General features: G+C 54.8%; 20 protein-coding genes and 4 pseudogenes. 10 read left to right on the top strand and 14 right to left on the bottom strand.

Going from position 1 to position 24,336, the window contains the following annotated elements; all coding sequences use genetic code 11:
- Positions 1–12: 12 nt before the first annotated feature.
- The 3 genes from JFU37_RS29505 to JFU37_RS29515 are packed head-to-tail and all read right to left on the bottom strand — an operon-like array spanning position 13 to position 4,055.
- The gene (locus JFU37_RS29505; RefSeq protein WP_201120648.1) at positions 13–1,569 is read right to left on the bottom strand and encodes an AMP-binding protein; all 1,557 of its coding nucleotides are present in this window, start codon (positions 1,567–1,569) and stop codon (positions 13–15) included.
- A 21-nt stretch (positions 1,570–1,590) separates the two neighbouring features.
- Positions 1,591–2,724 (bottom strand): saccharopine dehydrogenase family protein, encoded by a 1,134-nt coding sequence (locus JFU37_RS29510; protein ID WP_201120649.1) that lies wholly within the window; start codon positions 2,722–2,724, stop codon positions 1,591–1,593.
- 47 nt (positions 2,725–2,771) lie between these two features.
- Complete coding sequence (locus tag JFU37_RS29515; RefSeq protein ID WP_201120650.1) at positions 2,772–4,055, bottom strand: acyl-CoA dehydrogenase family protein; 1,284 nt, start codon at positions 4,053–4,055, stop codon at positions 2,772–2,774.
- Between the two features lie 144 nt (positions 4,056–4,199).
- Here JFU37_RS29515 and JFU37_RS29520 point away from each other — a divergent pair, with 144 nt between their 5' ends.
- Complete coding sequence (locus tag JFU37_RS29520) at positions 4,200–5,069, top strand: helix-turn-helix domain-containing protein (protein WP_201120651.1); 870 nt, start codon at positions 4,200–4,202, stop codon at positions 5,067–5,069.
- A 7-nt stretch (positions 5,070–5,076) separates the two neighbouring features.
- On the opposite strand, the gene JFU37_RS29525 is transcribed toward JFU37_RS29520, so the two are convergent.
- On the bottom strand, positions 5,077–5,247 hold the full coding sequence (locus JFU37_RS29525; protein WP_201120652.1) for a hypothetical protein: 171 nt from the start codon (positions 5,245–5,247) through the stop codon (positions 5,077–5,079).
- Positions 5,248–5,824: 577 nt separating this feature from the next.
- A pseudogene (locus JFU37_RS31430) lies at positions 5,825–6,181 on the bottom strand (hypothetical protein); the annotation flags it as partial.
- Between the two features lie 425 nt (positions 6,182–6,606).
- Here JFU37_RS31430 and JFU37_RS29530 point away from each other — a divergent pair.
- A pseudogene (locus JFU37_RS29530) lies at positions 6,607–6,782 on the top strand (helix-turn-helix domain-containing protein); the annotation flags it as partial.
- 457 nt (positions 6,783–7,239) lie between these two features.
- A complete protein-coding gene (locus JFU37_RS29535) occupies positions 7,240–8,100 on the top strand; it encodes an inositol monophosphatase family protein (protein ID WP_201120653.1) in 861 nt (286 codons plus the stop codon).
- Between the two features lie 164 nt (positions 8,101–8,264).
- Here the strand turns inward: JFU37_RS29535 and JFU37_RS29540 are convergent, their stop codons facing one another.
- Positions 8,265–8,693 carry an antitoxin Xre/MbcA/ParS toxin-binding domain-containing protein gene (locus JFU37_RS29540; RefSeq protein WP_242485862.1) on the bottom strand — a complete coding sequence of 143 codons (429 nt, stop codon included), beginning with the start codon at positions 8,691–8,693 and terminating at the stop codon, positions 8,265–8,267.
- 269 nt (positions 8,694–8,962) lie between these two features.
- On the bottom strand, positions 8,963–9,253 hold the full coding sequence (locus JFU37_RS29545) for a helix-turn-helix domain-containing protein (RefSeq protein WP_201120655.1): 291 nt from the start codon (positions 9,251–9,253) through the stop codon (positions 8,963–8,965).
- Between the two features lie 84 nt (positions 9,254–9,337).
- On the opposite strand from JFU37_RS29545, the gene JFU37_RS29550 reads away from it, so the two are divergent.
- The 3 genes from JFU37_RS29550 (at position 9,338) to JFU37_RS29560 (ending at position 11,832) form a co-directional block, all read left to right on the top strand.
- Complete coding sequence (locus tag JFU37_RS29550; protein ID WP_242485863.1) at positions 9,338–9,865, top strand: hypothetical protein; 528 nt, start codon at positions 9,338–9,340, stop codon at positions 9,863–9,865.
- A 477-nt stretch (positions 9,866–10,342) separates the two neighbouring features.
- Complete coding sequence (locus tag JFU37_RS29555) at positions 10,343–10,570, top strand: type II toxin-antitoxin system Phd/YefM family antitoxin (RefSeq protein WP_201120656.1); 228 nt, start codon at positions 10,343–10,345, stop codon at positions 10,568–10,570.
- A gap of 689 nt (positions 10,571–11,259) precedes the next feature.
- Positions 11,260–11,832 carry a hypothetical protein gene (locus JFU37_RS29560; RefSeq protein WP_201120657.1) on the top strand — a complete coding sequence of 191 codons (573 nt, stop codon included), beginning with the start codon at positions 11,260–11,262 and terminating at the stop codon, positions 11,830–11,832.
- A gap of 740 nt (positions 11,833–12,572) precedes the next feature.
- Here the strand turns inward: JFU37_RS29560 and JFU37_RS29565 are convergent.
- From JFU37_RS29565 to JFU37_RS29580, 4 genes and pseudogenes are all read right to left on the bottom strand, one after another.
- A complete protein-coding gene (locus JFU37_RS29565) occupies positions 12,573–13,352 on the bottom strand; it encodes a glutathione S-transferase family protein (protein WP_201120658.1) in 780 nt (259 codons plus the stop codon).
- Positions 13,353–13,363: 11 nt separating this feature from the next.
- Positions 13,364–14,197: pseudogene (locus tag JFU37_RS29570) on the bottom strand (SDR family NAD(P)-dependent oxidoreductase).
- A 17-nt stretch (positions 14,198–14,214) separates the two neighbouring features.
- Positions 14,215–15,306 (bottom strand): saccharopine dehydrogenase family protein, encoded by a 1,092-nt coding sequence (locus tag JFU37_RS29575; RefSeq protein WP_242485864.1) that lies wholly within the window; start codon positions 15,304–15,306, stop codon positions 14,215–14,217.
- Positions 15,303–16,529 carry a zinc-binding dehydrogenase gene (locus tag JFU37_RS29580; protein ID WP_201120659.1) on the bottom strand — a complete coding sequence of 409 codons (1,227 nt, stop codon included), beginning with the start codon at positions 16,527–16,529 and terminating at the stop codon, positions 15,303–15,305. The genes JFU37_RS29575 and JFU37_RS29580 overlap by 4 nt, the downstream gene beginning before the upstream one ends.
- Positions 16,530–16,653: 124 nt before the next feature.
- On the opposite strand from JFU37_RS29580, the gene JFU37_RS29585 reads away from it, so the two are divergent.
- The gene (locus JFU37_RS29585; protein ID WP_201120660.1) at positions 16,654–17,520 is read left to right on the top strand and encodes an AraC family transcriptional regulator; all 867 of its coding nucleotides are present in this window, start codon (positions 16,654–16,656) and stop codon (positions 17,518–17,520) included.
- Here the strand turns inward: JFU37_RS29585 and JFU37_RS29590 are convergent.
- On the bottom strand, positions 17,449–20,067 hold the full coding sequence (locus JFU37_RS29590; RefSeq protein WP_201120661.1) for an AAA family ATPase: 2,619 nt from the start codon (positions 20,065–20,067) through the stop codon (positions 17,449–17,451). The two genes, JFU37_RS29585 and JFU37_RS29590, sit on opposite strands and share 72 nt — an antisense overlap.
- A complete protein-coding gene (locus JFU37_RS29595) occupies positions 20,064–21,836 on the bottom strand; it encodes a hypothetical protein (RefSeq protein WP_201120662.1) in 1,773 nt (590 codons plus the stop codon). Before JFU37_RS29595 ends, JFU37_RS29590 begins: the two co-directional genes overlap by 4 nt.
- Positions 21,837–22,301: 465 nt before the next feature.
- Here JFU37_RS29595 and JFU37_RS31435 point away from each other — a divergent pair.
- Positions 22,302–22,436, top strand: a pseudogene (locus JFU37_RS31435) (short-chain dehydrogenase/reductase); the annotation flags it as partial.
- A 245-nt stretch (positions 22,437–22,681) separates the two neighbouring features.
- Complete coding sequence (locus tag JFU37_RS29605) at positions 22,682–23,131, top strand: antitoxin Xre/MbcA/ParS toxin-binding domain-containing protein (protein ID WP_201120663.1); 450 nt, start codon at positions 22,682–22,684, stop codon at positions 23,129–23,131.
- A gap of 193 nt (positions 23,132–23,324) precedes the next feature.
- Here JFU37_RS29605 and JFU37_RS29610 read toward each other — a convergent pair whose 3' ends face one another.
- A complete protein-coding gene (locus tag JFU37_RS29610; protein ID WP_019649822.1) occupies positions 23,325–23,609 on the bottom strand; it encodes a helix-turn-helix domain-containing protein in 285 nt (94 codons plus the stop codon).
- Positions 23,610–23,693: 84 nt separating this feature from the next.
- Between JFU37_RS29610 and JFU37_RS29615 the strand changes: the two genes are divergently transcribed.
- Positions 23,694–24,221, top strand: coding sequence for a hypothetical protein (locus JFU37_RS29615; RefSeq protein WP_242485865.1), 528 nt, complete (start codon positions 23,694–23,696; stop codon positions 24,219–24,221).
- The last annotated feature ends 115 nt before the right edge of the window (positions 24,222–24,336 follow it).

A 24,336-nucleotide genomic window follows, 5' to 3' on the forward strand; every position in this document is an offset into this window, starting at 1 on the left:
ATCTTGCAAACCTCAGATGTTGCGAGTGGAGTTTTCCCAGTACTGCTGGCGCAGGTCTTTCTTCAGCACCTTGCCCACGGGACTGCGCGGCAGGCTAGTGATGAAGTCGACCGACTTGGGCGCCATGACGCCGCCCAAACGGGTCTTGCACAGGTCAATCAGTTCCTGTGCCGAAGCGCTATGGCCAGGGTTGAGCTCAACCACGGCCTTGACCGCTTCGCCCCATTTCTCATCGGGGACGCCGATCACCGCGCAGTCCTGCACCGCAGGATGGCTCCACAACACTTGCTCGACTTCACTCGGATAGACGTTGAAGCCACCGGTGATGATCATGTCTTTCTTGCGATCGGTCAGGTGCAGGTAGCCTTCGCTGTCGATATGGCCGATATCGCCCGTGTGCAGCCAACCGCCGACGATGGTTTGCGCGGTCACTTCCGGCTGTTTGTAATAGCCCTTCATGATCAGGTCGCCCTGCACGCAAATTTCACCGGTTTCACCCCGGTCCAGAATCTGCCCGGCATCGTTCATCATTTCGACCCGAATCAGCGGATTAGGCCGGCCGACCGACGACAGGCGACTGTCACTGGCGAGTTCACCGTTAACCAGATGCTCGTCGGGCCGCAGGTACGAAATGCTGGCGGGGGCCTCGGTCTGGCCGTAGCCGCCGGCCATGATCGGACCGAAGACTTCGATGGCTTTTTTCAGCTTCTCGACCGACATTGGTGCGGCGCCGTACAACAAGAATTTCACCGAGGAGAAGTCGACGGTTTCGATGCCGGGGATTTCCAGCAGCTTGTAAATCACCGTCGGCGGCAGAAAGAACTCGCTGACCTTATGTTGCGCAATGGACGTCAGCATCAGCGCCGGATCAGGCTTTGGGAGCACGACGACTGTGCCACCTTGCGCCGTGCAAGGAACCGCCAACAGGCCGGCGGTGTGGGTCATCGGTGCGGCGGCCATATTCACCGGTTTATGCCCGTCGCGATAAGCACAGGCGAGCATGAAGTGCGCAATGAACGTTTGCGCACTGCGATGCGTATTCATCACGCCTTTTGGCTTGCCGGTGGTGCCGCCGGTGGGCGAGAGCATGACCACGTCGTCCATGTCATAGGCGACTTCCGGACGCGTCGTTGGTTGGCCCGCGGTCCAGGTATCAAGCGATGGTGTATCGCCGTCGGTGGCGTCGATGCAGATCCAGTGCTTGATCTTCGGCAGTGCAGGCCGGATGTCGGCCATCGCTGCTGCGAATTCGTGCTGGTAGAACATCACCTCACAATCGAACGCGTCGAGAATGTCGGTGTTCTCCTGAACGGCATTGCGCCCGTTGACCGGAATCCAGGTCATGTTCGCGCGCCACAGTCCCAAGGTGCAGGCCCAGGCAGTCACGTCATTGCCGGCCCAGATCGCGCCCTTGGTTTCCTTCGGCAAGCCCAGTGCGAGCAGCTTGTTGGCGACTCGGCAAGAAAGTTCGCCGATTTCGTCGAAGGTATAGGAGCGCTCGCCCTGGATGTAGGCGACACCGGCCGGGTCGATGCCCCAGCCGCGGTCGTAGAAATCAATTATTGCCATGAATTTCTCCAGTGCAGCCGATCAGAGCGGGGTAACGGTGGCACGAGCCAGGCCGCGCTCTTCGAGGAAGCCCAACAGGTAGCGGTGACCGAAGGCTTTGGAACCGGACGCGAAACCGACCTTGTTGGTCTCGCCATCGATCAGCTTGATTGCGGCCGCGACCTGCAGGGCGCCGGTGGCAATGTAGGCGGTGGTGCCATGTACGGTGGCGCGCACGGCCGAGAGCTGGCCGCGACCGATGGCGGTGTCGACCATGCGCACGGTGGTGGTGCGCTCGCGCGGCGGCATGGTCGGGGTGGTCGACTCGACGATTTGCTTGAGTACCGCATCCTGCTGTTCTTTTGGCAGGTGCTTGTATTCGGCCTCCCACTTCTGGCCCAAGGCATGCACCATCTTCATGACGTTGTTGTCATAAAAGCCGACGCAGGAAACGCAGGAGCGTACGCGCGGATCGTTTTCGAAATACACCGGCAAGGAGGTGCCGCCCCACGGCAGGGCAAAGACCGGTTGTAGGAAGTCGGGCGAGGCGATGTTGAAAGAGGTGTCGATGGCGTGTGGGACCAGTTTCTTCTCCCACAGGTAGCACTGTTCGGAGCGATACAACTCGAAGATGGAGGCCGTCGAACCAACGGTCACGCCGGACCCGGCATCGCGCGGGCCACGGCACAGTGTCGAGGTTTCCAACGCGTCGATGCCCGGGGTTTCCAGCGCAAGTTCCGCGGCGATTTCCGCATAGGTGTACATGTAGGACAGCGATGGCGAGACCAGCAGGCCGGCCTGGGCATAGAGTTTGCCGAATTTTTCCCGCACTTCGCGCATGTATCCCTGTTCACCAGTGGTATCGAGGTGATGGCAACCGGCCTTGAGCGCTGCTTCAACAGTGGTCAGGCCGAAATTGACGAAGGGACCGACGGTGTTGCAAACCACCTTGGCACCCCGGAAGGCTTCCGTCAGTGCTTCGACCGTGTGTTCGGCCTCAATGACTTCATAGGTGGCGGACTCCAGACGCACCACGCGCTGCGCCATCATTTCGTGCACACGCCCGGCGTTGCGCGCCACGGCGGTGAATGGAATGTTCTGATCGATCAGCCAGTCCATGGTCAGCATGCCGGTGTAGCCACTGGCGCCATAGACAACTACGGGGTATTTAGCCATTTTCGAGTATCTCTTGTTGTTTGAGGTTACTGGGTTGAGTGCCGGGGTCAGTTCTGCGACCAACCTTCGGCATAAAGCTGTTGGCACAACAGGCCAGCGCGCATGGTGATGATGTAGTTTTCGCCGTCTTCGATCAGGGCCGAGCGGGCATCGCGGAAGATTTTTTCGATCGGGTATTCGCGCGAGGTGCCGGCGCCGCCGAACAGTTGCAGCGCCTCGCTGGCGACCTTCATGCATTCCTCGGTCACCGTGACCTTGGCTGATGCCGTGGCGTAGGGATGGGATTGCGGCGACAGGCGTGCATAGGCCAGCGAACGGCGCGCCACCCCCCGGGCCAGTTCCACTCGGCGCAGCATGTCGCCGAGGCGATAGCGGGTGAGCTGATGGTCGATCAGCAACTGGCCGCCTTGTTTGCGCTCATGGCAATACTGCAAGGCCAGTTCGAAGGCCGAGCGAGCAACACCGGTAAAACATTGCGACATGTGGGTGCCGGCGTAGGACCAGGCCGAGGATTGGTTGCCGTAGTACTGGTCTTGCAGTGCGACCGCAAAACGCAGCGGCACTTTGACGTTGTCGAAATAGACTTCGCCTTGTGGTAGCGCGCGCTGGCCGATCTTGTCCAGCGGCTTGCCGCGCGAGACACCGGGCAGGTCGAGGGGGATGATCACCGCCACGCCATGGGGCCGCCCTTCGGTATCGAAGTAACCGTCGCCGTAATCGGCACCGATGTAGGCGAGCGCTACTTGCGCCACGGCACCATTGGAGACCCAGGCCGAGCACTGGCCGTTGATGACGATTTCGTCCTTGCCGACCTTGGCCGAGAGGCTGCCCTTGTTACCTTGCTGGCCGTGGGGCCACTCGCGCTTCATGTCATAAACCATGATGTCGCTGCCCTTGTCCGGATGGGTGATCATCCAGCAGCCGACCTTGCCGGTGCAGAGATCGACCAGTTCCTGGTTGCCGGCAGCCATCGCCATGTGCAGGGGAAAGCCGGCCGCTGCCAATGAAGTGCCTAGGCCCGCATCGCCCCAGCCCAATTCCTCGCCGATCAGCGACTCGAGGCGTACCGCGACTTCGGCTGGGAACTGGGAGAAAAAGGACGGATCAAGGCCCAGTTTTGCGGCTTCCTGAAACACCGACCAGAACGGCGAGCCTGGCGCGCAGACATCGGCCGCGCTCATCTTGTCGAGCTCTTGGCCGATCGGTCGCATGATGTTTTTGGCAAACTGATGAACGCTCTGCTGAATGGCGGATTCTTCTTCGGTCAGCGGTGTTTCAAAACCGGTCAAGCCAACGGCGGGCAACTGCAGCGTGTCGTGTAAGTTGATCATCACGGTTCCTCGACTGGAGATGAAATGGCCCGCCTGGCGTTTACCGGAGGGTTGAATATGGGTGCAATGATTGTTCTTCCGGCCCTCGACAACTCACCGAAAAAGCGGTCATATTTGTCAAAATCTGCTCATCCCGAGATACCGATGAATCCGCAACAGCAAGTCCACGAAGCACTAGGTTTGCCGATGGTTGGCGGTATGCTGTGCAGTGAAATGCCCTTGTATGCCGAGCGTTATTTTCTTCATGAGACCGATCGGGTCGTACCTCCGGTCAGTGTCATGGCCCTCTTGACCCAGTTCGGCGGCTCACGGGTGCAAGAAGGCATGGAAGGGGAGCTGCGCTCGACCTCACTGCCTTTTGTATCGCTGCTGATGCCTGCCGGTTGTGCAACCCATTGGCACTATTCCGGCAGCGTCGACTTTGCGGTGTTCTACTTGCCCGAGCGCACCGACGGCGTTTTTCAAAAGTTGCTCGAGCTCTGCGCTGATGCGCAGGCACCGTTTTCCTTCAGCGATGCCCTGGTCAGCGCCGCTGCCCGGCAACTGATGGATGAACTGAATCTGGGTAAAAAGGCCGACCGGGGCTTCATGGACAGGTTGTCTGCGGTCATGCTCGAGCAGGTATGCCGTGTGCTGCGGTCCGATATCACCAGCGGCATTAATCCACCGCACATTCAGCTGGCGCGTCTGCAGACAGTACTGGTCTACATCCGTGAGCACCTGGCGCAGGAGCTATCGATCAGCCAACTGGCGGAACAGGCCGAGGTCAGTCCGGCGCATTTTCGGCGGTTGTTTCAGAATGCGATGGGCATGCCACCTCATCGTTACGTGATGAATACGCGGCTGGAACATGCACGCGATCTGCTCATGCAAACCGACCTGCCGATTCTGCACATCGCCCTGGAATGTGGTTTCAGTACCCAGAGCCACCTGACAGCGGCATTCAAGACTGCACATGCAACTACGCCGGCGCAGTATCGAACCCAGGCCGGCGGTAGCAGGGGGCGAGCCTGAAGTAAAATCAGTGCAGTGACGCGAAACTCACGGCCGGTTTGAAGCAAGTGTATTGATTGACCTGGCATTCACTCGCGGCCTGGCGCTGCGACTCGAACCAGACCTCGTCCAGTCGTAGAACGACGGCGATCATCGCAGTCAGCGATGCAACTACAGACAGCATTATTATTATTTTCATCCGTTCACCTGCTTTCGAGCATCGATGACAGTACTTGTTGTTCCGGGAGTAAAAATTACTCGTTTTGAACGCTTAAACCCCCCTCTTGTCGGGGGGGGGGCACAGGCGTTTTCAGCGCTTGAGCAAGGCCGTTACTCGCAGGTAGTGGAACGCGGCACACGGATTGAGCAGGCCGGAAAGCGGTAAGGCGTTTCTCAGATATGCGGTGGCACTTTCATGGTTGAAATAGTAAAAGCACTCGCATGGCCTTCTGCGGTATTTGGGATCGCGTTGCTCTTTAGTGGGCAGCTCGTTCGGGTTCTGGGGACCATAACGGCTGGGAGTAGCTGGGTATGTTTCCCCTCCGAATTTAGCATCGCGATTCCTCCCTGGAAGAGGTCGGCTTAGCAGCAGGAGAACTTTTAAGACTGGATGATCTGTCCAGTAAAGCGATGGTGACAGACCAATCATGCATGCCTTTTTTATGGAACTCATGTCGATCCGACAGCGCTCCGCGACCTTTCAGTGTGGTAATCAGTGGCGTTTATTCCTGCGGTGAGGGTAGGGGAGAGAGCTTTAGGAAGTCGCGATATCTGACGAGATAGCACTCGACGTACTCGTCTCTCACACCGATCTTCGCTTTATTACCTTTACCGACCACGTGGAACCGCCAGTTATCCGTTGTATCCTGTCGCAAATCCCCATTTTTGGCCGTCAGTTGTCACGGCCGATCAAGTCAGAAACACAGAGCCGCATAGCAAAGAGCGTGGCGACGACAATCAGCGTGAGCTGCCAGCTTGCGTATGAACTCATCCGATTCAAGCCGCTTGCGTCCACCGATGTGTTTGAACCGGGATTTGACGATTGGGCCGACCCAATCCGCAGGCGGATTAAGACAAAATTCCATGAATTGCTCAGCATCAGAGCGGCGCAGATCCTGGAGCGGTTTACGAGCCGCTGGACAGAAGGACGTTCCTCGCTGAGCTGGAGAAAGTTGAGCTCTTAGGTGTCGAACAGCGGCTGAGGGAATCGTGACATGGATGGACCAATGGGGTACTGGAATGGTGTCAGTTTGAGTGTCTAATGGGAGTTACGAAATACGGGGCAGACAGTTATCAGATATTGCATATAGCTTCTGGCTGGAGGACACCAAACCAGGGTAACTGCTAACTCAACTAAATAGATGTTTAGTTGAGTTGCTCTCATAGGTTATTTGCAGAGGAGGGGATCTGTTTCAGGAGTATAGGGGATATCGATGTTGCCGCTGACCGAAAACTGACCTAGTAAAGGCTGTTCTGCCGACTGAAAACTGACCCAGGTGTTCAACTGCTTCTGCTCAATTTTTGAGCAGGAGAACACAGGGTGATCAGCATGGAAATGATGGGCAAAATTCGGCGCATGTATTTTCGCGACAAGCTGTCGCTGCATCAGATAGCCAAGCGTACCGGGCTGTCGAGAAACACCATCCGAAAATGGGTCAGAGCACCCGAAGCCACTCAACCGGCGTACCTGCGTACCTGCGGTGCGCAGCCTCCAACAAACTCAGTCCGTTTCACCATCTGGTCAGCGGTATCAGCCATGCGCACCACTTACAGTAAAAGCCAGGCTCGCCGCCGTATGCATCGTCTGCTGGTATTGGTTGCGCAGGGGCAGACGTTCGTCATCACCCAGAATGGGAAAGCGGCTTGCCTGCTAGTACAGGTCGAAGCAACAGGGCGCACAGTTTGAAAAGCCTGCCCCTACAATCCTTAACCACAAAAAGGATAGAGTCTTGATGGCAGCGAAATTCTTCTGCTGTACGTAAGCTCATCAGCCATTAACAGTCATTGCAAGCGTAGATTTAAGGCGAAGTCCATCGAGTCATGCGGAAAGAGGCAGAAGGGCACACACAGATTTTGAGAAGCGATGTTGCAATTTGGCTGACAGTTTATTAGGCGACTGAAGCACGATTCGCGTCGCCTTATAGTCGAGGACCATCGCATTACCCCACCCAACCATAGGGCTTCACATTTCGTGCAAAACCCCAACCTTGAACAACTACTCACCCAGACCATTGAGGTCGTCATTCGCGCTGGCCAGCTATTGATTGCCGAGTGGGCGAGAGTTGACGGACCACGAGGTCAAGGTGACAAGGCCGCCGTCGACGAAGAAATCGAACAGTTCTTACATCAGCACTTGCTGAAGCTTCTTTCATGCGACTTCTGGGGAGAGGAGACCGGACACCTTCTGACGGGCCATCCCTGGTGCTGGGTCGTTGACCCGAACGACGGGACCGCGGATTTTCTCAAGGGGCTCAAAGGCTCAGCCCTTTCTATCGGTCTATTGCACAATCAGTTGCCCGTACTAGGTGTGGTGTATGCCCCCGTCACCGTTGAGGGAACGCCTGATTGCATTGCTTGGGCAGAAGGGATGGCCGAGGTGAGCCGCAATGGACAGTCCGTCACGTCACGGCTTACTACCAAAACGTTGTCGAGCGGCGAGTTCGTGATGGTCAGTGCCGCTGCAATCAATAAGCCTGAACTTAATAGCAAGCCCTGCCAACCCAGCACTTTTGTAGCAATGCCATCCATTGCCTACAGGCTCGCCAAAGTCGCCGCGGGGGAGGGTGTCTGTGGCGTCTCTCTTTATCCCGTTTCCGCACATGACGTTGTCGCAGGCCACGCACTCTTGAGAGGAGCGGGCGGCGTTTTATTTGATGAGCGAGGCGAAGTCATTACCTACATTACTGAAGCCAATATGCAAGCGGTATCACAACGCTGCTTCGGTGGTTCAGTGGTTCAGTGGTTCAGTGGTTCAGTGGTTCAGTGGTTCAGTGGTTCAGTGGCAGCGTGCCGCGTCTTGCTGGCTCGTGAATGGGAGCTTATTTTCACTTAATCCCCAACCAAGCCGCTGCCCAACTTATTCGAGCAACTGGTATCGCTTGTACTTGACCGATTCAACTGCACACAGTCCGCTAGCGCCCGACCAAAAACCTCTCGAATGAAATTTCCTAAAACCCAGGCGTCGATTAGCAGAACGCTTACGCTCCGAATCCAAATCTAGGCAGGACCTCCCCATTCCAGCGCTTGAAGCACCCGACGAACCTGCTTGCCCCCAATTTCCGTTCCACAGAGCAGCACTGGCGTATCTCCGCCGAGGGCTTTGTTTGGTTTCGACATCCAGCATGCGGCCATATTTCTATTTTGGAACACCTGTTCAGCCAAATGGCAGACCACGGCAACTCGATCTAGCCGTTCTGAAGCGACGGAGGTGAGCGGCTGTTGTTCACGGCTACGTCGCTTCAACGTGGAGATTGACACGTTGAGGAGCATCTCCAAGCTACGCCCCTGAAGGTCAAAAGCTATGCGAACCACTTGAAAAAGCTGAGCGGAAAACCCTGCTTTGATCTGAAGCAGTCGCTCGGAATCATTAAGCAAAACCCGATTGGCACTGAAATCCGAGAATGCGGCGATAGCGGCATCACGCATTTCGCCTTTCTTGTTTAGCTGACGCCGAGCGGTCGTTGGGGTATTCATCGGTTCAGTATGGACGAGCAACGGGAAAATTGGATGGAGCCTTCCGGGAAGGGGCGACGAACCGTCACCAACAAATCATTCAGAACAAATCGTGTGCGAATTTGGGCCTGCTTTCAACCAATTGCAATGTAGGCACAGTCCGCAGCGTGAGGCGATATGTTTGTCGGCCAGCCAAGTCAAGACCCCTCATCGCCTGCGAGATCTCCATTATCGGCCCCAATCTACGAGTCGAGGGACTGGCCCGAAGTGGATTCTTGTCGGACCCGTTCTAGCAACGCGTCTAAATTCGTATCAGGATCGAGGAGCAAAAAACTCTCAAGAAGAAGGGTAAGCGGGTGTACCCCCATTCTACCTGCAAGCTCCGATGCCTTCTCCAGCGTCACATTTTTAAGGCCACGTTCAAGGGTGCTGAGATATGTCCTGCTGCTGACAATTCCAAAATCTTCTTGGGTCAAACCCCGACGAATACGTGTGTTACGTAACGCAATAGCGAACGCTTCCCTCAGTTCCATTTTGTTTCACTCACAAAAGGAACGATGAAGCCTTTTTGAACTCTATAGAGCTACAATCTATAGTGTTCATTTTGGGAGGGGTTTATGCCCGCACTACAGATTAGCGCCAGTCAGTTATCTACGACGGGTGACGAGGACAGCCCTGCAACCATGCTGATTGTCGCGGTGGCGAACATTGCTCGGCCGGAGCAGGGCATCGAGATGGAAAAATGCCTGTCAGGCCAAAAATTGGTTGATCTCTTCAACGAAATCGACCGACCTGATTCAGATAAGGCCATCGTTGGCGTCCTATTAGCGATCCCTCCAAAACTCAACGGCTCTCCACGATGGGTCGTCGAGAATGTGTTTGATTTTGCTCGGGTCAAGCTCAAGGGGAGGGGGGAGGTTTCTTTGGATACATACGCATATCGACTTGCTTCACAAGCAGTGTTCCGGGACAACGCCCAGGTCGACCCAGCGGATATTCTTGACTGGAGGTCACTCTACGAAACGTCCAACGCGGGTGGCAACGTCGACTCGCAACTTGTCGCCCATCAATCGTGGCTATCCATCGTCATAACTCGGCTGGTCAATGCTGTAAATCTACCTGACGAAGCGGAAGCCCCTGAGTAATGTTCGGATTTCAAGCTGTGACGTAACTCAACCATTATGAAGTAGGGGAAAGAGTGTTCATCAGTCGACGGTCACGAAAATCTACGCGAGTCCGATCTTCTGAGAGATGACTAAACACTCGACTGCTAGCAATAAGCCACAATGAGTGCGATGGAAGGAGCATCCGTAACTCACAGCATCCACGAGAGAGCTGTCATGAAAGGAAGGCGTAAAGTCAGTACATCCAAGTGGTTCTTGAAGGCTAAATTTGAGGCCGAAGCTCAACAAATGAGCGCAATCAGATCAAAGAATGTAGCAAACAGATTTCTTGATGCCGCATTGCAGTTCGGAGCTGAATACGAGCCAACAGGGCGTCTCGCGGGCGGTTCGAACCACGCCGCACCTCAAGATGATTGAGTTCTGACTTGTCGATCAGGCAGCGCTAATTGCGGCGGTGATAGGCGTGTAAGGCCAGAAAAGGCAGGGGGAGATGACGGAATGCAGACTCTCGATATACAAGCTGCCAAAACGCTTTTTTCTACACTCATCGATGCGGTAGTGGACGGAGACACAATCATCTTGACCGATGGCGGCATACCTGTGGCCAAACTCTCTCCTGTAACGAATCTTAAACGGCGTGGAATGCTATCGGATTTTGAATTTAATGCCGAAGCATCGGATGCGCTAGATAATGGCATTGCCAAGCTGTTTGAGGGGGGGGAGTAGGGCTACTACGTAGTGCCAGGAAACCTAATAATCGTCTATAAAGTCATTTTTCCGCCTGTCGAAGGGCAGCCTCAATTTCAGCTGTCCTCAAGTTCTACGGTGGTGAAAAGCATGGGGCAGAGCCCCACGAGGTGAATCCGAAGGTTCGCATAATATGACGCTATGGTAGCTTTGCCGTCGTGATCGACGAATTCAGCGCCGGAATAATAGCGAAGCCTCGGCGCTGAGTTTATCCATAACGTCCATTATGCGAGGATCATCAATTCAAAAAATGAAAGCTTGTCGGTAAGGGCACACTGAAATTATGGAGGTTGGCGTGTACGAGATTGAAGCCTCGAAATATAAGGATTTTCTGGCCGCTTGGGAACGAGCTGACTTCGAGCAACAGCGGCTCGGCTAGGCCTTCTACAACTATTTCAAGCTTCATTCGCTTACGGACCAGGCCAGCTTGCTCGGCTTGTATGAGGCGAACGGAGACGCTGCGGTCGAACTCATACAACGCTGCTTCCTAATTAGGTAGGTGCTAGGGCGACACGTGGGTAGATGACTTGGCCGGACGCATACGATGAAATTTATGCAGATTTACGCTGAGCTGCCAGTAACCGTCCGGGCAGCATATTTGGCGTTATATACTCAAGCAATGCGCTCCATGAAGCAGGAGAACTGAAGGGCAATCAGGTAACAAAACCATGACGATCGAACCCGATAAAGATGTCAAAGCTTCCGCGAACGAGGTCAGTCGGACCGAGATTTCTGCTCTTGCGGATAACCCACTAAAGGGGCAGGAGCTAGACGAGTGTCCTCGTCCAGGGACGGCGCCTACAGCAAGAGTAGAGAAACGTCGGACTTGCGAAGAAAGAGAAGAAAAGATGGTTGCCCTTGCAAGAGCTCACATTCTGACCTGCGGCGACTTCCTTCTTGTACAGGACTTGGCTAACCATCTGGGTATCGACATCGCGTTCCTGAGTCCCGCACTTATGCGGTGGGAGGCGGACCACCGAATTTTCTCGATCGATCACGATGGTAGTAGGTCTTTTCCAGTTTACGCGTTCCCATCGCAAGGCGGTGCCAGTCCGATTCCCAGCCTTAGAGACGTACTATCTGTTCTCTGCCCCATGAAAGATGGTTGGGGAATTTCATTCTGGTTTATTTCTCCCAATGGATGGCTTGGAGGCAAGCGTCCACAGGATCTCCTTTCCACCGAGCCAGACCGCGTGATTTCAGCTGCACACGAAGAAGCAAGCGGTGTCATGCACGGTTAAGGGACCTGTCGCGGAGAAGCTCGCTGACTCACGCAATGAAACCAAGCGGCTTGAAGAGGTAGCTGTGTTGGCCGCTGAAGAGTTGGCTCAAGCCAAAGAGACAACTGACAGAATCCGCTGTTGAGCTCACGGAGTTACGGCACAAAACGAAGCAGCAAAGTAGCACGTAGCAGCCAATCTCACGATTACAAGTCCACCTTTTGTGACGCATCCAACGGAAATTACATGATTTCCGTTCTAGGGCGACGAAAAGTCCACGTTTTCTGTCTTAGTGGGATTCTGGACGCTATAAAATGGTCAAATAGTCCAAGATTTCTGTCGGTGCGGGGAGGCAACTGACGGATCCGCTGTCGAGCTCACGCAGTTACGACAGGAAAGGAACCATTTACGTACCGGTCCACGCGAAAGTTTCAAGTTTACCTCCACAAAGGAATGTCCAAGGCGATTGGGTAGCCAAAAGGTTTCACTTTCGCGGAGTCGCAAGGTAATCAGTAGATAACGCTTAAATACCGGTCATCACGCACTCATTCCGAATTTGTTCAGAAGTTTCCCTTCTGCGTTCTGTGGCGCATCGCTAGAACTAAAAATTAGCTTTTGAAGCATCGGTCGAAAATCTACAAATTAGTTCGCAAAAATTCACAGAATTAGTTCGGAGCGCTCCAGAAAAAGCCAAAAACGGCTCTATGATGCGATAACGCTCCATTATTTTATCAGATGAATGCTGTTTTATTGGTCTTTACTTAGCATAAAAATAGTACGTAAATACATGGTATGTAACACAGTACGAAATCGTAGGAGCAGAAAATGGCCTGTGGTGGCGTCAACAAGGCAATTGTGCAGAAAGCACCATCGCGCCCTGCATCATTCGAATCCAGAAAAGTCTGCACTGTCTGCCCTAACACTTCACGGGCTATGGCGAGCCACGCTTTAGTGAACGATTCCCTGGACTGAAGTCGCTGCCAATACAGCATTACGTTTTCAGGGAATCTATCACCCAGCCCAATGAACTCTGCGAGCATCAGTGCATAACCAACGGAAATATCAGCAATCGTGAATCGGTTCTGACACAGATACTCTCGTCCCTCGAGCGCGGAACTGATGGCCTTCAGCCTACCCAGAAACCATCGTGAGTAGTCCTCGACTACTTGTGGCAATCGTCTTTGCGGCTCTTCGAATTGGCCATAACGCAGAATGAGGGTCTGAGGGAATGTCAGCGTTGCTTCACCGTAGTGGAGCCAGTTCAGATACTTGGCGTAGTCTGGTTCTTCAGGATCGATCTCCAGGGCGGTAGGTCCGAATCGTTTCGCCAGATATTGGCAGATAGCGGCTGACTCGGTCATCAGTATGTCGTCAATGACAAGTGCCGGGACCGTGCCGATCGGGTTGATATCCAGATATTGACGAGCGTGAACCCTTGGCGGAAAGGGCAGCATGTTCAATTTGTAGCTCAATCCCAATTCTTCCAGAGCCCATAACGGCCTGAACGAGCGAGCACTCATGCAGTGGTAGAGGGTGATCATGTGTGGGCGACTCATAGATAACCGATTTGCTTGGCTTTACTAATCATGAGCCTGCGCAACAGGCCGAGTGACAGCCGCTTGACGTGATAGACCAAGGCTGCGCCAGGGCCTGTCAGACAGATGTCACTGCCTCGTTGCACGGCGCGCACCATGTCTTGCGCCACAATCTCCGGTGCGCAGCCATTAGCCTGATAATAGGCCTGGTTTTTTGCGCGCTGCGCCTCGGGTACAGAGGGCGAGACGGCTGAGTTGTTAGCGGCCAACGGGGTGTTGATGATCCCGGGGAACACGGTGGTAAAGCTGACGTCGCTATCGACCAGCTCCATTTTCAGCGCTTCGGTCAGCACGTTTATCGCGTGTTTGGAAGCGGAATAGGCAGCCATCGAGGGGGCGGGGTAGATCCCGGCAGTGGAGGCGACATTGAGTACATGACGTGCCCCCCCAGCGGCAACCATGTCCGGGAGGAAATAGCGGCAGCCATAGACCACGCCCATTAGATTGATGTTGATAATGCGTGGCCAGTGGGCCAGGTCGCTTTCCAGGAACAAGCCCAGGTGGGCTATCCCTGCGTTGTTGACTAATACGTCAAGTGCACCGCCTTAACGTTGCACCTGTGCGGCCAGTTCCTGCATGGCTGCCTGGTTCGAGACGTCCACGGTATGGATCTGGCAGGTTGAGCCCAACGCCAACACGTCGACTTGCAAACTTTCCAGTGGTGCAGGCTGGATGTCGGTCGCAATAATGTGTGCGCCCTGTTTGGCGAAGGCGATCGCCACGGCGCGACCGATGCCTGAACCGGCATCGGTAATGAGAACCCGTTTGTTTTTAAGATTGGGAATGGCCATGCCGATATTCCTTGTGCTCAGGAGAGGGTGATTGTCGAGACGCCCGACAGGCGTTCGACGCAACGTGAGCCCATCAGCGTGGTGGGCGTATGGAAGCCATTGCTTTCAGGGTGGGCAAGCAAATGACTCACGGTCATGAGCATGCCATCCACCGTCAGACAGTAGCCGTTCGGTGTGCGCAGATGGGCGCGACGCACATCGCCTCGCGCATTGTGCACTTCGCCGATCACGTGACAGGTACCATTCTCGTACGCAGCCGTGCCGGGCCCCTTGACGACCAGATCGACCAAGCGTTTTAGCGCCGATACCAGTGATTGATTGCGCAGCAGGCGTACGAAGGGCTTGAGCAATGACATGCTGCGAGCCATGGCCGAACTGCGCGGCACATACACTTCAATATTAGGGATACCGGTGGAGAAGTAGGCGGTGGCCACGTCCGCCCAAGGAATGTTGAATGCATTGACCGAGCCTTTGCCATCGGCGAAGTTCAGCACCTTGTTACGCGAGAAATAAGGGATGTCGACTAGCGCGCTCTGTACTCTGACCTTGGACATGCCCTTTCCCACGCTTTCCAGCGAAGATTTCAGGGTGCCCGGACTCAGGTCGTCCAGGCCGCTGAAGCCGAGCGTCAAATGGGTGGCATCGGGTAGCGCCTGTTTCAGAACCGCCGCGATGCAATCGGTAGGAATGACATCGAAACCGGCTCCGGTGATGACGGTGATGCCGGCATGTTTTGCAGCGGCATCGTGCGCCTGGGCGGCCAGGATTACATCCACTTCACCGGTCAGGTCTGCGTAATGACAGCCAACGGCGAGACAAGTGTCCAGCATGGGTTTGCTTGTCGCCGAATACGGACCTGCGCAATGGGCAACCACATTCATATCGCTTAGTGCTGCTTGACTGGCGGCAGTGTCGTCAAGGTTGAACGCACGCCACGGCAAACCCAACTCGGCACCCAGCAATTCCAGTGCGACGGCATTGCGTCCGGCCAACACCGGGAGCAGTCCACGTTTCTTGGCCATGCGAGCCAATCGCAGCCCGGTATAACCCGTGGCGCCATAGATCATCCAGGCACCACCGCTGTTTTGGGAGTCATTGGCCTTGTTCATTTCACGCTCCCGACAGATTGCGCGGCGCTTTTCAGGCAATCGGGTTCTGACGTGATTGCATTGCTGTTGTGAAGCGTGGCTGAAGTGGCGGGCGCTATCAGGATCTTGGCGTGCTGCTCGGGATCGCCCAGGGCGGTGAACGCTTGTTCAACGCCGTTCAGCCCCACAGTGCCGGTGATAAGCGGCGCACAATTGAGTTTCCCATCGGCGATCATGTGCAAGGCGTCACGAAACTCCAGCGGCGTGTAGCCGATCACAAAGCGTAAATCGATTTCCTTGTTGATGGCGATGGCGGGTTCCAGCGTGTCACTTTGCATGCAGATACCCACGACCACCACGCGCGAAAACAGCGGTGCGCCGTTGATCACATTCTGCAGCAGCCCTGGCACACCCACGCATTCAAAGATCACCGGGCGCGGCGGTTTCGCGCCGAGCGCTTCAGCCAGACGCCAAGTGTGCCACCAAGGCAGCGGCAACTTACCCAGCTTCTCGCGCGTTCCGACGGCCAATTCCAATGCGCCATTCAGTTCGCCTATATGACCCATGGCCTTCCAGGTGGCAAACGGCGAGTCGGTGGCCGGATCGAGCACAATGTCTGCTCCGCATTTGGCTGCCAACGCGCGACGGCCAGGCGAAAAATCACTGGCAACAATGGTTTTGATACCGCGCGCCTTCAGCACACAGATCACGGCCAGACCCACGGGTCCGCAACCGATGACAATGGCGATGTCCCGTTGTTTGAGTTCGCCACGGTTCACCGCGTGCAGGGCGACCGCCATCGGCTCGGTCAGGGCTGCCAGATCGGGCGACAAACCATTGGGCACCGGCATCATCATGCTTTCCTGTAGCAGCATATGTTCGGCATAACCGCCGCCGGCCTGTGCCGAAAAGCCCAGCATTTCGATAGCGGCTCCGTTGCGCAAGAGAGGTACCGTGCAGACCGCTGTGCCGGGTTTAATCTTCTTGTCACAGCCGGGACCGTGCTCGACCACTTCCGCACAGATTTCGTGGCCGAACACCACTTCCTGTCCTGGTCTCACGAAACCGTGGTAACCGCTACGCCGCATCAGATCGCCCCAATGACCGCAGTGCTGGCGCGCATGCAGATCGGAGCCACAGATCCCGCAACGCAGTACTTGCACAAGCACTTGACCGGTGGCTGGCGTGGGCAAATCGAGATCGCCCAGGCGCAATTGCTGATCCTTACAGATGACGGCTCGCATAGTTTTTATTGGTCCGTGGTTGAAACAAGGTTGGCAGCAATTGTGCGCCACCACCCGGATACAATATTGTCCTAAAGCGAAAGAGTTTTGTCCTGAGACGAAAGGCCATGAAGGAAAGCATTCGATGCAAGTGATGGTGCGGAGTGCGTCGTTGACCGGCTACCGGGCGCTCGTGAGCGACCTGGGCGGTGACCCGCTGCCATTGCTGGAACGGTTTCAGATCGCGCCGGCCACACTCGACGATGACGAGAGTATGGTGCCCTACAGCAGTGCTATCCGACTGTTACAGGCGACGGCCGACTGCTTGTCGTGCGCAGATTTCGGACTGAGGCTGGCCGAGCGGCAAGGGTTGCAAGTGCTTGGGCCGCTGGCCATCGTCGGGCAGGGGGCGAAGACGGTGGGCGAAGCCTTTGGCGTGATTGGTCGTTACTTGCAGTACCACAGTCCGGGCCTGCGCATAGCAGTAGAAACCGATGATACGCCGGATCTGCGCCGCATCGGATTCACTATCGATGTCGAGGATTGTCCACAACGCAATCAGGTGACGGAGCTCACGCTGGGGGTTGTACACAATGTGTTGAAATTGCTCGCGGGCGAAACGGTCCGTCCCGCGCTCGTGCTTCTGCGTCATGCGCCCAGCCTGCCAGAACGACGCTACCGCGATTGGTTCGGTTGCGAAGTGCGCTTCGGCGAAACGATCAATGCGCTGCTGATCCACGCCGATGTCCTGGCGCAGCAGATCGACCCGACTCAGCCAGGCCTGGTACGCATGGCGCAATCCTATGTCGAAAGCATCATTGGGCAGCGCCCGATGAGTCTCGCCGACCAGGTCGGAATCCTGGTCGAGCGTCTGCTGGGGGTCGTTTTTTGCCGGTCACGGCCACGCAGTCTGATGGTCAAATCCGTTGGAAATGACTGGTCAGGTCGAATGCAAATGGGTGGGCAAGTCTCTGCAATTATCCACTTGAAGCTCTTCGGCCCTGGCGTTTAGCTCGGAACGCGCATTTATCTCAGATTTCTCCGCATGTTGGGCGCGGTCAAAGGCGTTAATGGTGTCAGCGATTGCCTGCAAAATAGGCTCTAATGGTTGATCATCTGCCAAGGTAATTACCCGAGAAGCTTCACCGAGTAAATCCAAGACTGCGTCGTGCGCCCCCATCGCTCGTTGGATCGCAATGTCCATGTCCTTCGGAGAGGCTCCATCCGCAGGTAGCCCTACAGAGAGAGCAATTGCGTTCACCTCGGAGTTCATAACCGTCAAAGACTCACGCGCCTCAGATGCGGCTTTGTCTGCCGCCTCTGCATCTTTACGTATTGTTGCTATGCGTGAGTTCACCACCTGCAGATTTGAAAGGTCTTCCTCGGCTCCCAGCAATTTGAAAGCTGCCGCCTCTGCGTTGGGGTAGCCAGCCCAGTCTGCACCATACTGACCGAGCGAATACGTCGCTGATTCCAATCTTTCCAGCTCGGACATCGCGTCGATGAGCTCACGGTGTTTTAAAATCAATCGCTCATGAATTTCGCGAACAGTTGCTAAATCCTTTACATCATTTGCCTCGGCGAAGCGTTGAAGTACTTGCAGGGTAGCTAGTGCATCACGCTCTCGTTGCGCGCGATCTCTGGCTACCTGTGCAGCCTGATGAAGCCCATTGCTCAGACCCGCATTGTCCGTCGCGGTGAGTGCCTCAATTTTGTGCAGCAGTTCCCCGTCTAGGTGAGGCGTCGCGCAAACAGGGCAATGCAGTGTGTCGCCCGTACGATCGATTATTGCCTGCGCAAGCCCACGCAGATCTGAGCGAAGTGCAGTCAATGATTGGCCGATCCGCTCCTGTTGCACCAGGCTGTCTGAAGCTGACTTCTCTTGCTGCTCAGCAAGCGCGAGGCTTTCCGAGGCGATTTGGAAGGCAGCGGATAGCCCACGAATAGCGTACTCAGCAGGAACCTCATGGACATCGTCGAGGGATATTCCTGAGAGGGCGATCCGCGCATTTGAAGTCGCAAGCTTGGCTTGCTCAATCGATTTGGCAAGAGCCGGAGCATCCGCTTCGCAGTAAATCGACCAGACCCCCAAGTCAGACAGCATTGGCTGATAGGCCTCTATCTGCGCTTCATGCTCACGAAGCTTCTGCCGCTTACTCGTGTCAGCCTCTACCAGGTTCCGAATCTTATCGAGCGCAGCCAACAGCGACTGCGCTTGCTGGCGTAGCGTTGTGATTTTCGCAGGCGTGTCTTGCGCTAAAGCGATAGCTTGGCGTAACCCGCGTGAAAGCGATTCAAGTCGAGATCGGTCGGAAGGTGCGAGTGCTTCATTGCCGTCGTCCTGAGCCCAGGAACAGCCGAGTTCGTGCAAACTTGCACGATATGATTTTGTGAAAGCGGTCGACTCGGTTGGTGAATCTTGCAGCCGCTTGACCTCATTACCGAGCAATTCAGTCTGCTTTTGGAGCGAGGGAATGCGCTCGCTGAAGCTCGTACGCTTTGACATGGCGTCGTCACGAAGTTTGCAGAGATCGGTCCATAGCGATGAGGTTTCGGCCCCGACCAGCAATAGACTCAGATCCTTCTTAAGCTGGTCCGGTGTTGATTCGCCCGAAAGTCGGAATGCGGCATCAGTATCTAGGAAGTTGAACCGGGTGAATGACTGGCTGATTGCTCCAGCGTTTTGGTTCGACTGTCCGTACCATGCGAGATTGCGTGCCCTTATGATGGCAGGCACAGCCGTGCTTTTTACAGTTACTACTTCACCGGCTGGGGTGAAGACATCGGCTTCGATGTTCTCAAACGTTGCTTCACGATCATGACGAACACGTCCGCAGTACAGGGCTTCTATGGACTCGAGTAATGAAGTTTTGCCTACTCCGTTTGGGCCGAATATCAGGTTCACATCGCCAAACTGAAACTTCTTATCAGTGAGGGCTGCCCGAAATTTTCCTACCCGAAAACTACGAAGCAGACCGGTACTCAGCGGGTCAGACAGGGGATTAGGAAGCGCACGCGCTACCGGGACGGTGTCGACGGCAAAGGCTTCTCCCGTGCCTATCAGTTCTATTAATTGGGTTCGAGGGCGCTTCTCTAACAAGATACTGAGCGCTGCAGTTCGTAAAATCTCTTCCCATTGGACACTGGCGTCGGTAGCGACTTGCGCGCTGTGCTTCCGAATCGAGACGTCCTCAAAACGCTCTAAAAGATCCTCTTCAGTTAGGACAAATTTTCTCGCAAAATGCCTATCCCCCTCAATACGCGCCTTCGCTTTCAAAAAGCTTTCGTCGTTCTGAGAGTCGGGGCCTGCCCAAAAATACAGATAGCTATTCCAGCGCTGGTCGCCATCAGCTGTGAAGAATTCACTCCCCAGCAACTCTTCTTGAAATTTCGCCAGGTTCGCTGCCCGTTGGATAACGTTATCCGATAGGTCAATGTAGGCCGTAGCAAAGGTTTTACCCTGGTAGATGCGCTCCCCACGAAAAATATCGTTACCCAAATCTTGAACCCGAGTGAGCTTTTCCGTGATCGTTCGACGCAAGGCGGCTGAGTCAATCATAAGGCTTCCGTGGTATCGAGCGGAGTAACGGCAAGGAAATCGGTCTTGTCTTCTGCTGGGTCATCAAAGCGGGTCAGAGCATCAATGCCTGCAAATTTGAGTAGCCCAAACTCTCGGTACGCTATGCACAACCTCTTTTGATGCTGCCCGCCAGCTCTTCGCAGTAACTCGTAGAGTTTGTCCGCAATGTTTTCTATGTGGCGGGGCTGAGGTGACTCTCCTAAATACGCGATGAGAGTTGGCTGGTTGCCCGCGGTCAGCACGTTGAAATTCGGATTGGCATCATCCCACCGCAGGGTGGATGCTGCATCCACTCCACAAACCTGAGGAGGCCATTCAATCCTGTTCAAAATTTCATGGTGGATCTGAGCTGCAGTATTGAGTCGCTGATGACGAAAATCTTGACCCTCGCGATCTTGAGCGACAGTTAATCTGCGCACCACCTCGTCTGGTCCCATCCTGCAGGAATCAATTTCTTTGAGTGCGCGCCAATTCGATTGGCCGGTTATCTGGCCAGCGCTTAATGCCAATATTCGCTCAATGGCTAAGGGATTGTGAGCTGCGATAATGTGCTGCAGCGCTATTTTCGTCGGCGGGCTGGCAGCAACCAGGTCTGCAAACCCCGCTTCGGGCGCGCCTGCTATTACCCATTTATCATCATCAGCCTCCCAAACGTATCGTTGGACTGCAGTGGGGCCATTTCGATTGGCCATGATTGCGATGCCAACCGTTAATACTTTCGGTACTCGTAGCTCGAATACCGCTTCGTCATAGTGAAAAAGAAGAGCATGGCGCCGCTCTGTCATATAGGCATAGTAAAGGCCTAAATTATGATTCGGCATGACCACCGCATCGTCGGAGGAGCAATCTTCCGCAGAGCAGTACCAAGTCGATGCGGCGATGTTCCTCCATGGGTAAGGAGGTGTTCCTGGTGCGCCATGTTGGACGATGGACTGCGCCCAGTTCAGGCAGACGATATGGCAAATGCTGGATCGCGGGTCCGTATTGAATGTTGTGGTTCGATAGTGACGGTATGCAGTGTTCCGCGGACTTGGATTGAGTTGGATATGAATCAGCGTCGAGCGATCATTGAAGTCAGCTAGCCAATCATCTCCGACAGCGAAGGCGTCAGAGCATATGATTACAGCTGCCGAGAGACGTCTACTGCGCCCTTGAAACCGGTAGATCTGGGTACCCCGACGCAACCACCGCTCCTCCAGAAAGAACTCGTCTCTCGACGGAAACGTCTTGAACTGGACCAGCGCGACTAATTGGGATGAGCCGTCTTGATGCTTGGCCTGAAACATAAGCACCGCAGGATCAAAGAGATCGCGATCCTGGGCTAAGCCTTCCAATGGTTCGTGAACAACCAAGCAATGAACGCTAACGTCCCGCGTAAACTGCTCAAGTGCTTCTTGTGTGATGCTTTCACATCCCAGAACCCAAAGCGCATCTTCAGCTGGTGTGATGCCGGCTGTTATCGCTTCGCTCAGCGCGACCCATGGCATGAAATATTCAGGTGTTATCGCAAGATGCGCGCCTCTCTCGCGAGCTAATGTCAGGAACGATAGACTTTTAGCTGTCGCAGTAGCCACATCGAAGCTGCCAATGCGCTGCTCTGATGCAAAAATTGGCCCGCTAGGTTGCAATAGCAGAGTCGTATAACTTGCCACTGTCGGCCGCAGCATTTCCAGATCCGGTTCAGCAAGTCCGAAGGGAAAGAGGGCTAATGATACGTCTTGCGTCGGCATATTATTTTCATCTTCCATGAAGAATCCCAACAATAGCTGCAAAATGGTGGCTTTGGGGAGTCAGTCTAATGAAACATTTTAGTACCGAGCGCAGCGCTCACCTTTCACGCACGGCTCTAAACGAAGACGCATGACACATGACGCAAGCGCAGAAATTATTTCTGAGCAGCTCAGACTGGAAGGTTCAAGACAGGAGTAGCGATGCAGATCGCATTGAAGGTCTGCTGGAGGTCACGATGAGCTGGCTTGACCGCTCACTTCACAGTGCGGTCGAATCTGGCTATTGGAAGAAAGCATCCGACCTTCGAAACCTATGTGGCCATGGTGATTTCCAAGTTGGAGATCATGCACTCGACGCTGACCACCGTCCTGGCAGTGCGCTATGGTCGTACGCCGGGAATGATTCCGAAAGGGGAGACTTATCCTGAACGTCAGCTCCGGAGGTGGCGTAATGGGATACAGGCATAACGCGCCTATTGCGCGACGAAATACGCCGTCGAGGGGTTCAAGCGATCCGTGGCTGCGGAGGTCGAGCAGTTCGGGATCAAGTCGACCGTGGTCGAGCCTGGCATGTTCCGCACAGATTTGTTGGACGCCAAGAATGTCAGTTACACCTAGCCCTCCATTGCCGATTATACCCATGAGAAACCGGTGGCCAATACCTGGTCGCGGATCGGCAGTACTCAGGCGGGTGCCCCCGATAAGTTCGGTGCCGCAATTCTGAAGATAGCGGCACTGGAAGATCTGTCGAGGTTCTTTGCGGCTGGCCTCGATGTCCTAGGCATCATTCAGGACGTCACGGAGCTGCGCAGGAAGGATGCGGCCGAGTACGAACCACTGTCCCGCTCAACCAAGGGTGCCCTATGTTTACTGAAGTTCTGCGCGAGAATGCCTATGGTGCCTACCGGGTACGTCTGGAAGCACTTCTCCACATCTCCACGGACGCTTCAGATCAGGACATCCACGAACTGATCGAGACGGGTTTCTCGGCTGGTAGTGTCAAAGCCCTTTGCGACCTTGGCGCAATAAGCCCGCTAGAGCGCGACCAGATCATTCCGCTCAAAGCTCTCAAAACGAGGTTGGCGCGCGGCCAGCGATTGACGGTGGAGGAGAGCGATCGCCTTTTCCGTATTGCACACATCATGGCCATGGCCCAGACGCTCTTTGGGGACGACGAAAAGGCCAAGCACTGGCTCTCCAAGTCCAAGGATCGCTTTTCGGGCAAAAGCCCTATTGCGATGCTTTCCACCACCCAGGGCACCCGCCTGATTGAGGAGATGCTGATTCAGACAGCAGATGGGTTCGCATTTTGATCCTGTGACGCATCGGTACCTTTGCAGATATCACAGGCCGCGGGGGAAGGGCTGGTCAACGATAGGGGTATATCGCCGGAAAACCAATCGTTTACCTAGCCGGCATGCCATCAAGGCCATGCTGGAGACTTTCGTATACCTTGAGTACTGAATAGGGAACTCTCTGCAATAGTTCGACATCACCGGCCCTTAGCTAAGAGTTTTGGTCCGTATTGATCTCACGCCGAATTCGTTCAAGCAGCGAATCTAAATCTGTATCCGGATCGAGGAGCAAAAAGCTCTCAAGGAGGAGGGTGAGTGGATGCACCCCCATTCTGTCGGCAAGCTCCGATGCCTTTTCCAATGTAACGTTCTTAAGGCCGCGCTCAAGCGTACTGAGATACGTCCTGCTACTGACGATTCCAAAATCTTCTTGAGTCAAGCCCCGGCGAAGCCGCGTGTTACGTAACGCAATGGCGAACGCTTCCTTCAGTTCCATTTTGCTTAATCCACAAAAGGAACGATGAAGCCTTTTTGAACTCTATAGAGCTACAATCTATAGTGTTCATTTTGAGAGAGATTTATGCCTGCAGTTCAGATTAGCACCCGTCAGTTATCTGCGACGAGTAATGAGCACAGCCCTTCAACCATGCTGATGGTCGCGGTGGCGAACGTTGCTCAGCCGGAGCAGGGCATAGAGATAGTCAAACGCTTCTCCGGCCAACATCTGCTCGACCTGTTCAACGAAATGGATCGGCCTGATTCAGATAAGGCCATCGTTGGTGTCCTGCTGGCAATACCTCCAAAACTTAACGGCTCCCCGCGATGGATCGCTGAGAATGTGTTTGATTTTGGCCGAGTCGAGCTAAGGTTAGCGGATGACGCTTGCTTGGATACATACGCCTACCGGCTTGCTTCAAAAGCTGTATTCAGAGACAACTCTAAGGTCGACCCCGCAGATATCCTGGGCTGGAGATCACTCTATGAAACGTCCAATGCGGATGGTGACGTTGATCCAGAGCTTGTCACCCATCAAACTTGGTTGTCTATCGTCATCACTCGAATGGTCAACGCAGTAAATCTACCTGATGAGGAGGATACCCCTGAGTAGTTGTCGACGCTCCATTCGTACCGTAGCTCAATCCCAAAGGAGACCTTTTTGCAGATCAAACCGGGGAGGAGGGTACGGATACTTCTGGCTTTCAAACTTATCGACCTCCACGCTA

Source organism: Pseudomonas sp. TH41, from assembly GCF_016650695.1.
In the GTDB taxonomy this organism is placed as follows: domain Bacteria; phylum Pseudomonadota; class Gammaproteobacteria; order Pseudomonadales; family Pseudomonadaceae; genus Aquipseudomonas.